The organism is Bradyrhizobium sp. BWA-3-5 (assembly GCF_032917985.1).
In the GTDB taxonomy this organism is placed as follows: Bacteria; Pseudomonadota; Alphaproteobacteria; order Rhizobiales; family Xanthobacteraceae; genus Bradyrhizobium.
The window spans coordinates 1,184,256-1,200,136 of sequence record NZ_CP136626.1 but is presented as its reverse complement, the minus strand read 5'-3'; the positions used below and the strand labels follow the sequence as shown (position 1 = coordinate 1,200,136).

13 protein-coding genes are annotated in these 15,881 nt (G+C 63.0%); 3 read left to right on the top strand and 10 right to left on the bottom strand.

Features of this window, described 5'->3' with window-relative positions; translation table 11 throughout:
• Positions 1–68 precede the first annotated feature (68 nt).
• Positions 69–1,454 carry a M20 family metallopeptidase gene (locus RX331_RS05715; protein ID WP_317255652.1) on the bottom strand — a complete coding sequence of 462 codons (1,386 nt, stop codon included), beginning with the start codon at positions 1,452–1,454 and terminating at the stop codon, positions 69–71.
• Between the two features lie 189 nt (positions 1,455–1,643).
• Between RX331_RS05715 and RX331_RS05710 the strand changes: the two genes are divergently transcribed.
• A complete protein-coding gene (locus RX331_RS05710; RefSeq protein ID WP_317255651.1) occupies positions 1,644–3,053 on the top strand; it encodes an LLM class flavin-dependent oxidoreductase in 1,410 nt (469 codons plus the stop codon).
• A 73-nt stretch (positions 3,054–3,126) separates the two neighbouring features.
• On the opposite strand, the gene RX331_RS05705 is transcribed toward RX331_RS05710, so the two are convergent.
• From RX331_RS05705 to RX331_RS05695, 3 genes are all read right to left on the bottom strand, one after another.
• On the bottom strand, positions 3,127–4,791 hold the full coding sequence (locus RX331_RS05705; protein WP_317255650.1) for a thiamine pyrophosphate-binding protein: 1,665 nt from the start codon (positions 4,789–4,791) through the stop codon (positions 3,127–3,129).
• A gap of 197 nt (positions 4,792–4,988) precedes the next feature.
• Positions 4,989–5,501 (bottom strand): GFA family protein, encoded by a 513-nt coding sequence (locus RX331_RS05700; protein ID WP_317255649.1) that lies wholly within the window; start codon positions 5,499–5,501, stop codon positions 4,989–4,991.
• A gap of 113 nt (positions 5,502–5,614) precedes the next feature.
• Entirely contained in the window at positions 5,615–6,739 is a 1,125-nt protein-coding gene (locus tag RX331_RS05695) for an alkene reductase (RefSeq protein WP_317255648.1), read from the bottom strand.
• A 105-nt stretch (positions 6,740–6,844) separates the two neighbouring features.
• On the opposite strand from RX331_RS05695, the gene RX331_RS05690 reads away from it, so the two are divergent.
• Positions 6,845–7,228: a winged helix-turn-helix domain-containing protein gene (locus RX331_RS05690; protein ID WP_317255647.1), complete on the top strand. Its 384-nt coding sequence runs from the start codon at positions 6,845–6,847 to the stop codon at positions 7,226–7,228.
• Between the two features lie 183 nt (positions 7,229–7,411).
• Here RX331_RS05690 and RX331_RS05685 read toward each other — a convergent pair whose 3' ends face one another.
• Positions 7,412–8,908, bottom strand: a complete 1,497-nt coding sequence (locus RX331_RS05685) for an aldehyde dehydrogenase family protein (protein ID WP_317255646.1) — start codon at positions 8,906–8,908, stop codon at positions 7,412–7,414.
• Between the two features lie 195 nt (positions 8,909–9,103).
• Here RX331_RS05685 and RX331_RS05680 point away from each other — a divergent pair, with 195 nt between their 5' ends.
• Entirely contained in the window at positions 9,104–9,955 is an 852-nt protein-coding gene (locus RX331_RS05680; protein WP_317255645.1) for an SDR family NAD(P)-dependent oxidoreductase, read from the top strand.
• Positions 9,956–10,104: 149 nt separating this feature from the next.
• Here RX331_RS05680 and RX331_RS05675 read toward each other — a convergent pair whose 3' ends face one another.
• From RX331_RS05675 to RX331_RS05655, 5 genes are all read right to left on the bottom strand, one after another.
• Complete coding sequence (locus RX331_RS05675; protein ID WP_317255644.1) at positions 10,105–11,154, bottom strand: PAS domain S-box protein; 1,050 nt, start codon at positions 11,152–11,154, stop codon at positions 10,105–10,107.
• Positions 11,155–11,628: 474 nt separating this feature from the next.
• Entirely contained in the window at positions 11,629–12,531 is a 903-nt protein-coding gene (locus RX331_RS05670) for a caspase family protein (protein ID WP_317255643.1), read from the bottom strand.
• 560 nt (positions 12,532–13,091) lie between these two features.
• The gene (locus RX331_RS05665; RefSeq protein ID WP_317255642.1) at positions 13,092–13,298 is read right to left on the bottom strand and encodes a hypothetical protein; all 207 of its coding nucleotides are present in this window, start codon (positions 13,296–13,298) and stop codon (positions 13,092–13,094) included.
• Positions 13,299–13,407: 109 nt separating this feature from the next.
• Positions 13,408–14,607, bottom strand: a complete 1,200-nt coding sequence (locus tag RX331_RS05660) for a hypothetical protein (protein ID WP_317255641.1) — start codon at positions 14,605–14,607, stop codon at positions 13,408–13,410.
• Positions 14,604–15,653, bottom strand: coding sequence for a hypothetical protein (locus tag RX331_RS05655; RefSeq protein ID WP_317255640.1), 1,050 nt, complete (start codon positions 15,651–15,653; stop codon positions 14,604–14,606). Before RX331_RS05655 ends, RX331_RS05660 begins: the two co-directional genes overlap by 4 nt.
• Positions 15,654–15,881: the final 228 nt, after the last annotated feature.

Below are 15,881 nucleotides of genomic sequence, written 5' to 3'. Positions count from 1 at the left end.
CATGCGGGTAAACTGTTCCCGGGTATCGCTACGCTCACCCGGGCTACGCCGTCTTGCCCGGCCGCGAGCTACAGCGGCTTCTTCATCTCCCCAAGATCCCAGAACAACCCGGCCATGATGGCAAGCGCTTCCTCGGTAACCGGCAGCAGGATGTGCTCGTCCGGCGCGTGCTGCGAGCAGCCGGGATAGGAATGCGGCACCCAGATCGTCGGCAGGCCGAGCCCTTCGGCGAACACGTCATTGGGCAGCGAGCCGCCGAAATTCGGCAGGATCGCCGGCGCCTTGCCGGTGGTTTTCAGGATCGAGTTCGCGGTCCAGTTCACCCAGGGGCTGTCGACATCGGTGCGCGAGGCGGCAAAGCGCTGCGTGCCGCTGACTTCCACCATCGTAAAACCATTGGCATGCAAATGCGCGCGCACGGCATCGACGACTTCCTCATACTTCGTGCCGACCACGAAGCGGAGCTGCAACACGGCATTGGCGTGGCCTGGAATGGCGTTGGCCGGCTTCTCGATATTGCCCGATGACATCGCCAGCACTTCGAGCGTATTCCAGGCGAACAGCCGCTCCGCCGGCGACAAACCCTCCTCGCCCCAATCGGGCGCCAGCGGCGGTTCGTCCGCGGTCGGCTCGATCTTCACGTCGGCGAGTGCCGCGCGGACCGCGTTTGAAATCCGCGGCGGCTTCAGCGCATCGAGCTTCATTCGCCCCTTGCCGTCGACCAGGCTCGCGATGGCGTTGCAAAGGATCGTGGCGGGATTGGCCAGCACACCGCCCCAATTGCCGGAATGATTCCCGCCTTCGCGCAAATTGACGTCGAGATGGATGCGGTTGCCGCCGCGGCATCCGAGGAAGATGGTCGGCCGCGCCGCCGTGAGCCGCGGCCCGTCCGACGCCAGGAACAGGTCGGCCTTCAGCTCCTCGCGATGGGCTTCGCAGACCTGCCGCAGGTCGGGCGAGCCGATCTCCTCGCCGGTCTCGATGATGAACTTGGCGTTGAAACCGAGCTTGCCGCCGCGCGTCTCGCGCACGGCGCGCAGGGCCGCCAGATTGATGCTGTGCTGGCCCTTGTTGTCGGCGGTGCCGCGGCCATAGACCCGCTCACCCTTGATCGTGGTCTTCCAGGGATCGAGATTGTCGCGCCACTCGCCTTCCATGCCGTCGACGACGTCGCCATGGCCATAGGTAAGCACGGTCGGCAGCGCGGCGTCCTTGCGATAATCCGCCAGCAGATACGGCCCCCTGCCGGTCGGCGATTCGATCAGGCGGGTGGAGAAATCGAGCGCTGCAAACGCCGGCTGCAGATCCTCGACGAGATAGGCGCGAAGCGCCTCGCCGCGGCCGGGGTTCTGACTTTCGGTCGGGTAACCGACCCTGCGGCCGAGCTCGGCGAGAAACGCGCCGGAATTGAGATGCTCACGTACCCGCGCAATCGCGTCGGCTCGATCGGCCATATTTTCTTATCCTTTGTTTGCACTCGTAAGGGACTGCAACCTATCGGGATAAAGCGCCCGCTGGAAGTCCGCCGTGCGCTGAATGAGCCTTGCCAAACGCAGCGGGGATGCAACAATTTCGGGCAACAGCCCGGCATTTGAACCAGGCGAATGCGCGAGAGGAACTCTGCGCGGATTGAGGTGCACGTCATGACAAAGCAAATCCGGCTCAACGCCTTCGCCATGAACTGCGTGGCGCATCAATCGCCGGGGCTGTGGACCCATCCACGCGACCGCACCCTTGAGTACAACCGCCTGCCCTATTGGCTCGACCTCGCACGGGTGCTGGAGCGCGGCCGGTTCGACGGACTGTTTCTCGCCGACGTGCTCGGCGTCTACGACGTCTACGGTAACAGCCCGGACGCGGCGCTGCGCAATGCCGCGCAGACGCCGGCCAACGAGCCCTTGATGCTGATCCCGGCGATGGCGGCAGTGACGCAGAATCTCGGCTTCGGCGTCACCAGCAATCTTTCCTTCGAGCCGCCTTATCCATTTGCGCGGCGCATGTCGACGCTCGATCACCTGACCGAGGGCCGCATCGGCTGGAACGTCGTCACCGGCTATCTCGACAGCGCCGCCCGCGGCGCCGGCAAGGACAAGCAGACCGCGCATGACGACCGCTATGAGATCGCGGACGAATATATGGAGCTGGTCTACAAGCTCTGGGAAGGAAGCTGGCAAGACGATGCCGTGCTGCGTGACCGCGCGCGCGGCATTTTTGCCGATCCGTCGAAGGTGCATCGCGTCGCACATGAGGGCGCCAACTATCGGCTCAACGCGATTCACCTCAGCGAGCCGTCGCCGCAGCGGACGCCGGTGCTGTATCAGGCCGGGACCTCGCCGCGCGGCCGGCAGTTCGCCGCCCAGCACGCCGAGTGCGTGTTCATGTCAGGCCCGTCTGCCAAGATCATCGGCCCGCGCGTCGCGGCGATCCGCGCGTTGGCGAAGGAGATCGGCCGCAATCCGACCGAGATCCTGATGTTCTCGATGATGACGATCATCCTCGGCCGCACCGAGGCCGAGGCAAAGGCGAAATATGCCGACTATCGCCGGCACATCGCGCCCGAGGGCGCGCTCGCGCTGATGTCGGGCTGGATGGGCATCGACTTCTCCGGCTACGACCTCGAACAGGAAGTGCGCCACGTCCAGAACGACGCCGGCCGCACCGCGCTCGACAACGTCACGCGGGCCGATCCGGACCGGGTCTGGACCGTGCGCGAGGTGGTCGAGCATGTCGGCATCGGCGGCGCCGGACCGGTCGTGGTCGGCACGCCCGAAAAGGTCGCCGACGATATCGAGACATGGTTCGAGCAGACCGACGTCGACGGGCTCAATGTTGCGTTTGCGACATCGCCGGGCGATTTCGAGGATATCGCCGATATGCTGGTGCCGGAGCTGACAAGGCGCGGGCGCTACAAGAACGAATATGCGAAAGGCACACTGCGGGAGAAGCTGTTCGGTGCGGGACGCGCACGGTTGACGGCGCAGCATCCGGCGGCGCGATACAGGCGGCACGTCAAAGCCGTGCAGCCGACTAGATCGTCATTGCGAGGAGCGTAGCGACGAAGCAATCCATCTATCCGTTATGCCAACTATGGATTGCTTCGCTGCGCTCGCAATGACGGTGAAATCCTCAATTCACCGCATTGCTCACCACGACCTCGATCAGCTTTGCGCCGGGGCGGCTGAAGGCCGACGACAATACTGCCTTCAACTGCGAGGGATCGGCGACCTTCGTTGCTTCCAGCCCGAGCGATCTTGCGACTCCGGTAAAATCCACCGGCGGATCGATGAAATCCATGCCGACGTAATTGTCGTCGCCATGGAAAGCGAGCAGCCGCTGCTTGATGATGCGGTAGCCGCCATTGTTGACGATGACGAAGGTCAGCGGCAGCTTGTGGTTTGCCGCGGTCCACAGCGACTGGATCGAATACATCGAGCTGCCGTCGCCGGAATAGCACACGACCGGCCGCTGCGGATTGGCGAGGCTGACGCCGACGGACGCCGGCAGGCCCCAGCCGATGCCGCCGGAGGCGAGCGCATGATAGCCATAACGATCTCGGTGCGGACGCAGCGCGATCATCTGCCGCGATGACGTCAGGCCTTCGTCGACCAGGATCGCGTTATCGGGCATCGCCTCGACCACCTGGAGCGCCAGCCAGTCAGGATCGATCGGCGACGTCTTGGCGTGCTTCGAAATCTGCTCGATCAGCGGCCTCCGCCGCGCCGTCCAGTTCTTCGATGCCAGCGCAGCCAATCCCTCCTTCGCCCGCGCCTCAAGCGCACGGCCGCCGGCCGCCTTTAGCGCGGGGACCAGCACACGCAGGGTCTCCCGCACATCGGCCTTGAGCGCGACCTCGGCGCCGTAGTTCTTGGCAATCTCCCAATCGGCGAGGCCGACCTGCACGATCGAAAGCCCGTCTGGCAGCGGATCGATTTCGCTGTAGACGGACATCCGCAGGGGATCGCCGCCGAGCGCGATGATGAGATCGTAAGGCGACAGCGCGTCGCGCGCGATTTTCTGGATCCGCGCCAACGCGCCCATGAAGCACGGGCTCTCGGAAAGGAAATGCGCGCCATAGGGCGTCGGCGATTGATAGGCCGGGCAGCCCAGCGTTTCCGCAAGTTGCGCAGCCTCCTGCAAGGCATCGCTTTTCACGATCTCGTCGCCGACGATGACGACCGGCCGCTCGGCTTTGAGAATGCGCGCGGCCAGTGCCTGCAGCGCCTCCTCCGACGGCTTGACGCGGGTATCGATCCGGGTGGAGCGGCCGAGATCGATGCCGGCCTCCGAATTCAGGATATCGCCTGGCAGCGAGATGAATACCGGCCCGGTCGGCGGTGTGGTCGCGATCTTGGCGGCGCGGCGCACGATCCGCGGCAGATCCTCCAGCCGCGTCACCTCGACCGCCCATTTCACCAGCGGCTCGGCCATCTGCACCAGCGGGCCGTAGAGCACCGGCTCGGTCAGGCCGTGGCCCTGCTCCTGCTGGCCGGCGGTGAGGATCAAGGGCGTGCCGGTGAAGCTGGCGTTGTAGAGCGAGCCCATCGCGTTACCGAGGCCCGGCGCGACATGGACGTTGCAGGCGACGAGCTTGCCGGAGGCGCGGCTGAAACCGTCGGCCATGGCGACGACAAGGCTTTCCTGCATCGCCATCACATAGGTAAGGTCCGGGTGATCCTTCAGCGCGTGCATGATCGGCAATTCGGTGGTGCCGGGATTGCCGAACAGATGCGTGACGCCCTCGTCCTTCAGGAGTGCGAGGAAGGCGGAGCGGCCGGTGATCTTGTTTTTCATGGTTCCTCCCGCCCGCCGCTTCGATGACGCACGGGGTGGAAGCAGATGACCAAACTTGGCGCGTGTAAGCAATGGAGCGTGGTCATGGCTGCCCTGCACGCGCAGTTCCGTGTCCCGAACACGGGCCGCCGCAGGACCCGGACACAAAATCGCGAAAACAACCCCATGCACAGTAGAATGGGCGCCGCTTTTGAGCCCTAGACCATCCCCTCACGTTCGGCGCGCTTCTTCTGTTTCGAGCGCTGCCAGACCACGCCGGGATAGCCCTTCAGCGGCACCAGCGGCTCGCCGGTATAGGCCCATTCCTGCAATTCCTCGATCGCGATGTGATAGAGCGGCTGGCGTCCGGTACGTCCCGAAAATAGTGCGCGGGGGATGTTGACCATGTGCGGCGAGCGCGGGCGTTCGTAGATGACAGGCGTACCGCAGTGCGAGCAGAAGCTGCGCACGGTCTTGGTGGCCGCGTCTTCGTATTGGGTCAGGCTCGTCTTGCCTTTCGTGATACGAAAACGCTTTTTCCAGCTTCCGACATAGGTGGCGTAGGCGGCGCCATGCGCGCGGCGGCTTGCCGGCGAATGATCGTGCCAGGCCCAGCGCGCCGGCACGTCGATCTCGAAGGCGACCTTGCCGCACAGGCATTGGCCGGCGGCGGGTTTGCCTGATGAGACGGCCTTGGTTTTCTTTTGCTCTAATTCCTCTTCTGGAAACATGTGGCCCCATCCTCACATTCCGTCGTTGCGAGGAGCAAAGCGACGAAGCAATCCATCTATCCGCGTGTTGCGGCATGGATTGCTTCGCTCCGCTCGCAATGACGGCGGAGACTTCACGCCTGCTCCAGCTCGTTGTGCTCCGGATAATCAGTATAGCCCGCCACGTCGCCGCCATAGAAGGTGGCGCGATTATACGGCGTCAGCGGGAAACCGCGCTGCAACCGTCGTGGCAGATCCGGATTGGAAATGAAGATGCGGCCGAACGCGACAGCGTCCGCATGGCCATCCCGGATCGCGGCATCCGCGGCCTCGCCGGTGAATCCGCCGGCCGTGATCAGGACGCCCTTCCAGATCGGGCGGAACAGCACCATCGCCGACGGCACGTTCTGATGGTTGACCTCGGCGCGACCGGCGCCGGAGGAGCGCGGCTCGATGAAATGCAGGTAAGCGAGGCCGAGCGGGTTGAGCTGCTCGACGGCATAAGTATAGAGCGGCATCGGATCCGGCTCGCCGCTGCCATTGGCGACGCCATAAGGCGACAGCCGCACGCCGACGCGGTTCGCACCCCACACCTCGACCACGGCCTTGGTAACTTCCATCAGAAAGCGAACGCGATTCGGGATCGAGCCGCCATACCGATCGGTGCGCAGATTGGTATGCGACTGCAAAAATTGCTCGATCAGATAGCCGTTGGCGCCGTGCACCTCGACGCCGTCGAAACCGGCGGCAAGCGCGTTCCTGGCGGCCTGCCGGTAGGCGTCGACGATACCAGGGATTTCCGACGTCTCAAGCGCACGCGGCGTCTCGTAAGGCACCGCCTTGCCATCTGCCGTCCCCGTCTTCAAATCCGCAATCGCCACCGCCGATGGCGCAACAGGCAGCGCACCGCCAGGCTGAAACGAGGAATGCGAGACGCGCCCGACATGCCAGAGCTGCAGGAAGATGATGCCGCCCTTTGCGTGGACGGCATCGACCACCTTGCGCCAGCCTGCGATCTGCGCATCGGTGTAGATGCCGGGCACACCGGGACTGCCGAACGCGGTATCCGTCACCGGCGAGGCCTCGGCGATCAACAGCCCGCCCGGCGTCGCGCGCTGCGCATAATATTCCGCGTTCAGCGGCCGCGGCGCGAGCGAGGGTTTTTCCGCCCGCATCCGCGTCAGCGGCGCCAGCACGAGGCGATGCTGGAGCTGGTACGGACCGACCCTCAGCGACGAAAACAAGAATGGATAGTTCATGTCTCTCCCAGAACCCCGTGTTGATACGGATATGTAACCGCTTCAGCTTGTTCGTAAAAGGTGTGGGGCGCAACGTGCAGCTTCGACGCGAGAGGCACATCTTCCATGCAAAAACCGAACGGCAGGTCGCTTCCTTCGCTCAGCCTCCGCATCGACATCGACGCCGCGGGACGCATCGGCCCGGGCAAGATCCAGTTATTGGAGACGATCCATCGCAGCGGATCGATATCCGCCGCCGGCCGCGCCATGGATATGTCCTACAAGCGGGCATGGGACCTGGTCGACGAGATCAACCGTGTCTGCCGCCAGGCGGCCGTGGAACGGCAGACCGGCGGCAAGAATGGCGGCGGCGCGGTGCTGACGCCGTTCGGCCTCTCGCTGGTGGCGCGCTATCGCAAGATCGAACGCAGCGCTGCCACCGCCGCGCGCAAAGAGCTGCAAGCACTGCACAAGGAGATCGGGCGGTCGAAGAAAACCGCCAGCCGGTAGAAAAGAAAAGGGACAGGTCGAAGCCGCCGCGCTCTCTTCACCTCTCCCGCTTGCGGGGAAGGTCGGATCGCATCGAATGATGCGATCCGGGTGGGAGCTCTCTCCACCTAACGACTCGCGGAGAGAACCCCCACCCCAGCCCTCCCCCGCAAGCGGGAGAGGGAGCGCAGTCTCTACGCGGCGCTAGGCCGTCTTGATCCAGACCGCCTTGACGTTGAGATATTCCTCAACGTGCTGCTTGCCGGACTCGCGGCCATAGCCGCTCATCTTGTAGCCGCCGAACGGCACCGCCGGGTCCATCGCCTGATAGCAGTTCACCCAGACCGAGCCGGCGCGCAGCGCCTTGGCGACCTGGTACGCCTTGCTGACATTGGTGGTCCAGACGCCTGAGCCCAAACCGAACGTCGTCGCATTGGCGCGCTTGACCAGCTCGTCGGTATCCTTGAACGATATCGCCGAAATCACCGGGCCGAAGATTTCCTCCTGCGCGATCCGCATATTGTCCTGCACGTTGGCGAACACCGTCGGCTGCACGAAGTAGCCCTTCGACAACGCGCCTTCGGTCAGGCGGCGGCCGCCGACCATCGCCCTGGCGCCTTCCTTCTGGCCGATGTCGAGATAGCCGGTGACGCGCTCGAGCTGGTCCTTCGAGACCAGCGGCCCGATCTGGGTGTTCGGATCAATGCCGGGGCCCACTTGCAGCTTCTTGCCGAATTCGGCGACGCGGCCGACGAACTCGTCATAGACTTTCTGCTCAACGAACAGCCGCGTGCCGGCGCTGCAGATCTGGCCGGAATTGGCGAACACTGCCATCGCGGCGCCCGGCACCGCCGCGTCGAGATCGGCATCGGCGAACACGATGTCCGGCGACTTGCCGCCGAGCTCGAGCGAGACGCGCTTGAGATTGCCGGCGGAGGCGCGGATGATCGACTGGCCCGTGACGTGCGAGCCGGTGAAGGCGACCTTGTCGACGTCAGGATGCGAAGCGAGCGCCGCGCCTGCGGTCTCGCCATAGCCGGGCACGACGTTGACGACACCCGGCGGAACGCCGGCTTCCATGCAGAGCTCGGCGAGCCGCAGCGAGGTCAGCGGCGCTTCCTCGGCGGGCTTCAGCACCACGGTGCAGCCAGTCGCGATCGCCGGCCCGATCTTCCAGACGGTGGCAGCGAGCGGCCCGTTCCAGGGGATGATCGCCCCGACCACGCCGACCGGCTCCTTCAGAGTGTAGGAGAAGATTTCGCCGGGCAGCGAGTTCTCGATGGTCTCGCCGTGCAGCGCGGTCGCCTGCCCGGCATAATAGCGGAGCATGCCAAGCACGCGCAGCTTGTTGCCGCGGGTGCGGCTGATCGGCGCGCCCATATCCAGCGTATCGAGCTGCGACAGCTCCTCAAAGTTCTTCTCGACAAGATCGGCGAGCTTGAGCAGCAGGCCCTGCCGCTCATACGGCTTGACCTTGCTCCAGGGACCCTCGAAGGCGCGGCGGGCCGCCGCCACGGCGCGGTTGATATCCTCGGCATCGCCTTCCGCAACGGTCCCGAGCAGCTCACCGGTCGCCGGGTTATGCGTCTCGAACCGCTTGCCGGAGACGGCGTCGATCCATTGGCCGTCGATCAGCATCTTCTTGTAGGAGCCGTCCGCATAAGGGTGACGCGTGATCGGAATCGCCTGGGTGACAGCCATGTTTGCACTCCCTTGCAGTTAGCTGAATTCTGAGACGTTATATTTGTTGATCTATAACGTTGGTCTGAAATCGTAGCGCGACCGAACACCCTGGGAAAGCCACCGGCGCGAAGACCTCCCATGTCCATTCGATCGTGGTAGTCTGGGAGGTATAGTCGTGCGAATACATACCTCATATCTGGCCGGAGAATGACGATGCCCCATCCTTCGATGTCGCCCAATCATGTTGCCGTGATCACTGGAGGCGCGTCCGGCATCGGGTTCGCAGCCGCTATGCGTTTTGCGAGCCTCGGCATGAAGGTCTGCATTGCCGATCTCGGTGCCGATCGGCTGGCTGAAGCGGCTGCGAAACTGGCGTCCGTCGCCAGGGGCGGCGCGAGCGACATCATGACCGCTTCCGTCGACGTCAGCCGCTTCGACGATGTCGCTGGCCTGGAATCCGCCGTGCAAAAGCGTTTTGGCGGTACCGACATCCTGATGAACAATGCCGGCATCGGCCCCGAAAGCAACAGCTTTGGGCCGCTGGAGAACTGGCAGCGCATCCTCGCGGTGAACCTGTGGGGCGTCATTCACGGCACGCAGGCGTTCGTGCCGTACATGGTGGAACGCGGCCATCCCGGCCTCGTGATCAACACCGGCTCCAAGCAAGGCATCACGACGCCACCCGGCAATCCGGCCTACAACGTCTCGAAGGCCGGCGTGAAAGCGCAGACCGAGGCGCTACAGCACGAGTTGCGGAACCTGCCGGGCTGCCAGATCAGCGCGCACCTGATGATCCCGGGCCACGTCTTCACCGCGCTGACCGCGCGCGGCCGTACCGAGAAACCGCCCGGCGCCTGGACGCCGGAACAGACCGTCGACTTCATGATCGCGCGGATCGAGGCCGGCGATTTCTACATCCTCTGCCCTGATAATGACGTGCCGCGCCGGCTCGACGAGCGGCGCATGCTATGGGCGATCGGCGACATCGTCGAGAACCGGCCCGCGCTGTCACGCTGGCATCCTGATCATGCAGAGGCGTTTGCGCGGTTTGTGAACGAAGAATAGCTGGGGCGCATACACAAAATCGAGACTGTAAGCTCGGCTCGACCTATGTCCGCTGTTCGGCGAATTGCAGACTCGAATCGGACATCGCCTCAAGTCTCAAACGGCCATGAGCACTACGGTGAGAGAGCCAAGCCAATTCGATTGCGATTTCATGTCGGAACGGCGATTTCGCAAAGAAGCCCTTCCGATCGCCAGTCAAAGAGCACTTTGCCGCCTAGTGCGCTGATCGTTCCTTCGATGAGGCGACTACCAAAGCCCCTGCGTTCGGGGGCACTTACGCTGGGGCCACCCAATTCAATCCAGCGGAGCACTAGTTGTCCATTCTCGCTGCGCGACCACGTCAATCCAATCTGGCCTTTTGCGCTAGATAGCGCTCCATACTTGGAAGCATTGGTTGCTAATTCATGCAAGACCACAGCAATCGCCTGCGCACTGGTGGGTTCTAACACGGTTTGCAGACCCTCTATCCGAACCCGCTCGTGGCCCGCTTCGAGATAAGGGGCGAGTTCCTGTTTGGCGATCGCTGAGACTTCGGCTCCTATCCACCGCGTTTCGACAAACAGCGAGTGAACATTCGCCATCGCTTGGATGCGCCCGCTGATCACTTCCTTGAGGCTCTCGGGGGTGTCAGACTGAGAAAGATTGATGATTGCCTGTACGTTCGAGAGGATGTTCTTGCTTCGGTGCTCCGCCTCGCGAGCCAGAATACTAATCTGCTCAAGAGTTCGTTTCTGCTCGGTAATATCTCTTGCAATCTTTGATGCGCCAACGATGTTGCCGTGGGCATCTTTGACAGGAGAAACGGTCAGCGAAACGATAATTGAGCTACCATCCTTACGTCGCCGAACGGTCTCAAAATGGTCGATGCGCTCACCTCGTCGAAGGCGGGTTAAAATCTCACGTTCTTCGCTTTGCCGGTTCTCCGGGATGACGAGTGTAATTGGCTGGCCGATCGCCTCGGCGGCCGAGTAGCCGAAAATGCGCTCAGCCGCCTTGTTCCAGCTTGTAATAATACCATCTAGGTTCTTGCTAACGATCACGTCATCGCTAGACTCAACTATGGAGGCCAGCAGATTGGCCAAGCGCTCGGCACGTTCTACAGCCGGTTCGCTGACGAGAGGCTTGCGTTGAAGTCCTAATTTCCGCCACACAGGAAAATCCCCGAAAAACCCAGATGCTGCACTGCCGTTGGCGGTCAATTATAGCACCCCGCGCAAAGGTCGTGATTCCTCCTTTGGTCCACAAGCGCAGTCAGGCGCTCATCTCGTCAGCTCCTGTTTTCCTCTGAAAGCGGCCTTTGCGGCCCGCTCAGAGGCAGTTCGGCTGAGGGCCAGAATCTGCCATTTGAGAGTGGCACCGTACCACCGAATCGATTGAACGACACCCGCCTGCAAATTCGATGAAATAAGCTAAGATCGAAGCGCCACGAGCCCGATTAGAAAATAGCGTTCAATGTCCGCTGTGGCTCAAAAGGCGAATTCGCCCTGGGAAGTGCCACTTCCGCTCATCCTCCAAAGGCAAACTCACAAGCTATAAGCTATTTGTGCGTCGCAACTATTGAGTACGAATTAAGTGACATGGCGCGGAGAAGCTTGCCGTCATCTTTTACATTATAGACACGGCCCAACGTTTGTTCGCTCCCAGAACCAATTTCTGCGAAGTGATGGCTGGCTCTACTTCTGCGCTGCGAGCGAAGCGTTTTCGGTGGTAGCCGGCGCGATGGACGCCGTCGTCAAATCGGGATCATTGCTGGCACCGAACTGCACGTCCTCCAAAAGCGACGAGGATACCGACGGCATCTGCGCGCCACTGGAGGCGCGGAAGACGGCGACACGGGTCTTGTTGAAGACGTCTTCAGCGTTAGCATGCGCATTGAGCTCGTTGAGCAACTCAGTAACGAGCACACTGTGCTTGCCGTTCGTGTCATCGGCGACCTTGCCGGGCGTATTGGACGAGATGATGAGCGCGCTGCTCGGTGCGTTGACGGGCGCAAGCCCGTGGGAGTAGGAGCGGAAACGGCGTTCATAGGGATTGCGTCGAGAGGCGTCGAGGACAGCCAGCGTGGCGCGAGCGCCCCGCTCCTTGATTGCGTGGAGCACGGCTTCGACGGACACACCCTCGTGGCGTACATCGCCTTCCTTCCATATCACGGCATCGGTCGGGATCATGTAGGTTTCGTGGCGAGACTGCACGCCATAGCCACCGAAAAACAGCATCACGACAGATCCGGGAATGATCCTGGATTTTAGCCGCTCGACCGCGCGAGCCATATCTGCCTTTGTGGCGTCCTCCACCACATCGACATCGAATCCGTGGCGGCGTATTGCATATGCCAGACCGCTTGCGTCGTTGATGGGTTGGTTTAGCGGCTCGGCGGCATCCGGATAATTGCCATTGCCGATGATGAGCGCGAGCTGCAGAGCGCCGGCTCTCTCCTGAGTAGACACCACCTTTGCGGCTTCCGAGGCGCGCAGATCCAACGCTGCATGCGCGCCGATCGCCAGCAACGCCACGCCGACAAGACTGCAAGTAACGGTAGGTAAGTGGCGAACACAGTACGGCTGCGTCACTTTCATTTCACCCCCCTGAACTGCGAGAACTCCCATACTGCAAAAGCGTTGCGACATGACCGTGCACGAAGATCACAGTCAGCCGCGATTCCCCCTGTCATCGAAAAGCATGCTGAGAACTTCTTGAGCCGGGGTTAGCCGACGTGGTTTCTGGGGATTTGCAGTGTTTGGTAAATAAACCATGCGAGGCCGCCACGAGCAGCTATCGCGTCGCCGTCTGATGCTGCTCGTCGCGAAATATGGGCGATCGCTTGCCGGCAGTAACATTCGGTTTGCCGTTTGGCATAATTCCGGGAAAGGAGATTAGCCGGCCGTCATACCCCGCGAAGGCGAGTTATCCAGTACGCCGCGGCCTTCGATTCTGTCGCTGGCGCTTCGGGATACTGGATTGCCCCGCCGGAGCCTGTCATCGGGCGCGCATTCGCGCGACCCGTTGGCCGGCAATGACAGAAACGTAGGATGGGCAAAGCGGGGCGTGCCCACCATCAAGAGGCACCATCGGTGATGGATGGTGGGCACGTCGCTACGCTCCTTTGTCCACCATACAAGCTACAGCGCCGTCAGCCTTACAGCGTCACCTGCTTGTCGCCGCATTGCTTGCAGACGTATTTGACGCGGGTCGCGCCCTTTTCGGCCTGGACGCGGTTCGGCGCGCCGCATTTGCCGCAGATAGCCTCGATCCTGGTGTTGCCCTGCTTGATGACGAGGGCCTTCTTCGCCATCGTCTCGCGGATCAGCCGCTCTGCCTCTTCACGCATCGCTTGCTTCGACATTGCCCTGCCCTGTCATGAACCGCCACGCGGCGCGGTCTTATCACAGTCAAAACCCATTTCGTAGGCCGGGCGCGAAAAATCGTACGAACAAAAATGGCGTGACCGAACGTCAGACGGTTTCCGGCGTCAGCGACAACAGGCGCCGCACCAGAGCGAGCGCGGTTTCGGTGGCCGGATCGGCCGAGATGACGGGAACCGCAAGCGCAATGACGTCAAGCGGCTCGTGCGACAGGACGATGAGGTGCGTGGCGCTGTTCGCCTTCATCAGCGACATGACGCGCTCGACGGCGGGATCCGTTACGACGAGCCCCCACGGCGCGTCGGGACGGCGCAGCACGCGCCGGGTCGACAGGAAACCGCGCAGCAGCGCGGGATCGTAGGCGGTAAGTTCGCCTTCGCGGTAGCGCCGGGCGCTCTCGAACACCGGATGACGCGCCAGTTCCGCGATCAGCGCATCGCGGGTTTTTGCCGGCGATGCCGCGACGGAATTGAGCACGCCGGGCACCTGGGCTTCGAAATGGGCACGGAGCGCGTCCACCATCAGCCCGATGGTGAGAACACCCGCGATCGCAATGGCGCAAAAGCGCATGATTTGCGCCGCATCGACGTCGGGCGCGACGAACGTCGCCGCGATGCCGAGCAGTGCCGAACCGGCCAGGCGCAGCACCGTGAGCAGCAGCGCCTGGCGCTGGGTCTCCGCGCCGCGCTCCGCGATCAGGATTGCGGTGACGACGAGCAGCGCCCCCAGCGCCCCGAGCCGGACCGGGATATCCGGGATCAGCACCCTGAAATCGGTGAGGATGAAGGGAATGACGAGGACGGCGCCGACGGCAAGGCGGGTGATGCTGCGATTTTCTGATACCATCAGCGTGGCCGGGTCGCGCGCGGCGAGCAGCCAGGCGCAGATCGCAAAGCCGCCAAGCTGAAACAAGGCGAGCAGGATGGCCGCGGGTGTCACCAGGGGCTCAAATCCGACCGCGCCGGCGAGACCGATCACGATACCGCCGGTCAAAATGACAATCTTCGCCAGGCGGGGAGCGTGGCGCCGGAGAATGCCTTCGGTGACGATCAGGGCGCCGAGTGGGATCAGCGCGGCCGGTATCGCCGACAAATTGTTGAGAAACTCGCTGCCGCTCCACCACGCCGTGCCGCGCACCAGGAACAGTGATGCAATGATGCCAAGCGCGATCAGGAGGCGCCGGGTCAGCGGGCCCTTGGGATCACGCCGGTGCAGCGTGAGCATGGCCACCGCAACGCCGATCGCGCCGCAGAGATTGACGATGGAATCGGCGATCATACCGGGCGTCATTTGCCGCTCCCGTTGCCGGGCGCCCGCGGCCGCAAGCTGCCGAACGGGCGCGTATCGTCGAACCAATGGATCGCTGGCAGGATCAGCCGCTGCAAGGCCAGCACGGCGGTGGCCGCGAACAGCGCCGGCAGCGAGCCGGCCGGCACATCGCGCTGGATATAGCGGCGAGCGCCGGCCAGATCGACCCGGCCGAGCTGAAGGACGTCGTCGCCCCTGACGTAGTCGAGTTCACGTGCGCACCAGGCGTTATATTGCTCCTCGCGATGCTTCGGCGCGACCTCGAAGGATTTTTTCAACGCGTCCGAGCCGCCGGTATAGGCATTGGTGATGACGAAGCGGTTCTCGTCGAAGCCGGCCTCGCTGCCGACGCCGAACACCGCGCGATGCTCGCGCATGATGCCGCGCGCCAGTTGCAGATGCGCAAAGCTGCGGCGCGCCGCGGCATCCGGGGACGGAAACACGTCCGAAAATGTGTCGCAGACCATGCCGAACACGGACGGCACCTGCGTGACGTTGGAAATCCATTTCGGGCGCAAGCCGTCGCGCGCAAACAGCACCAGCGTGGTGAGGCCATAGAGCACCCAGGACAACCCCTGCCCCTGCACATCGGGATCGACCATCACGAGGCCGAGATGGGTGACCTCTTCCACCTCGCCGTCAAGCTCGACCTGCATCACCGACAGCGCATTGAAGGCGATCGGCCGCCCCGTCGCCTCCTCCGAGATCAGCGTGACGATGGCGCGCGACAGCCGCTCGCGCTCGCCGGAGAAGATGCCGTAGGTGAGATCGCCGACCGGCAGCGTCTTGCCGGCCACGGTGCGCAATTGGGCCACTAGTTCGTCGAGATCAGTTTGCGGAAGCGACAGCCCGGGACTCTCGACGATCCGCGTTGTCAATCCCGTGTGGGTGCGCAAGCTGAGATCGATGGCCGGCTGGTGAAACGCCTTTAGCCAGAAGGCGGCATAGCTGGCGAGACGGCCGGCCGCAGAACGGATCTGCCGCAGGCCATGACGGATCGCTGAATTGCCGCTCCAGAAAAACGCCATGCACTTGCCCGCATTCGGACGGGATTGGTGCGCCGGGGCCCCTTAAGGACCCATGAGCGCGAGATGTCGGGATTTGCGGCAGGGTAAACGATGTGTTGGCGAGGTCAAACCTGCCGCCGGACGGGCAAACGGCGAATGCCGAAACATCCGCCGCCCGCCTTCGCCAGCACCGCGCCACAGGTTACGCGGCATTGGAAATCAAGAAACTTGGAAATCAAGAATCTTGGA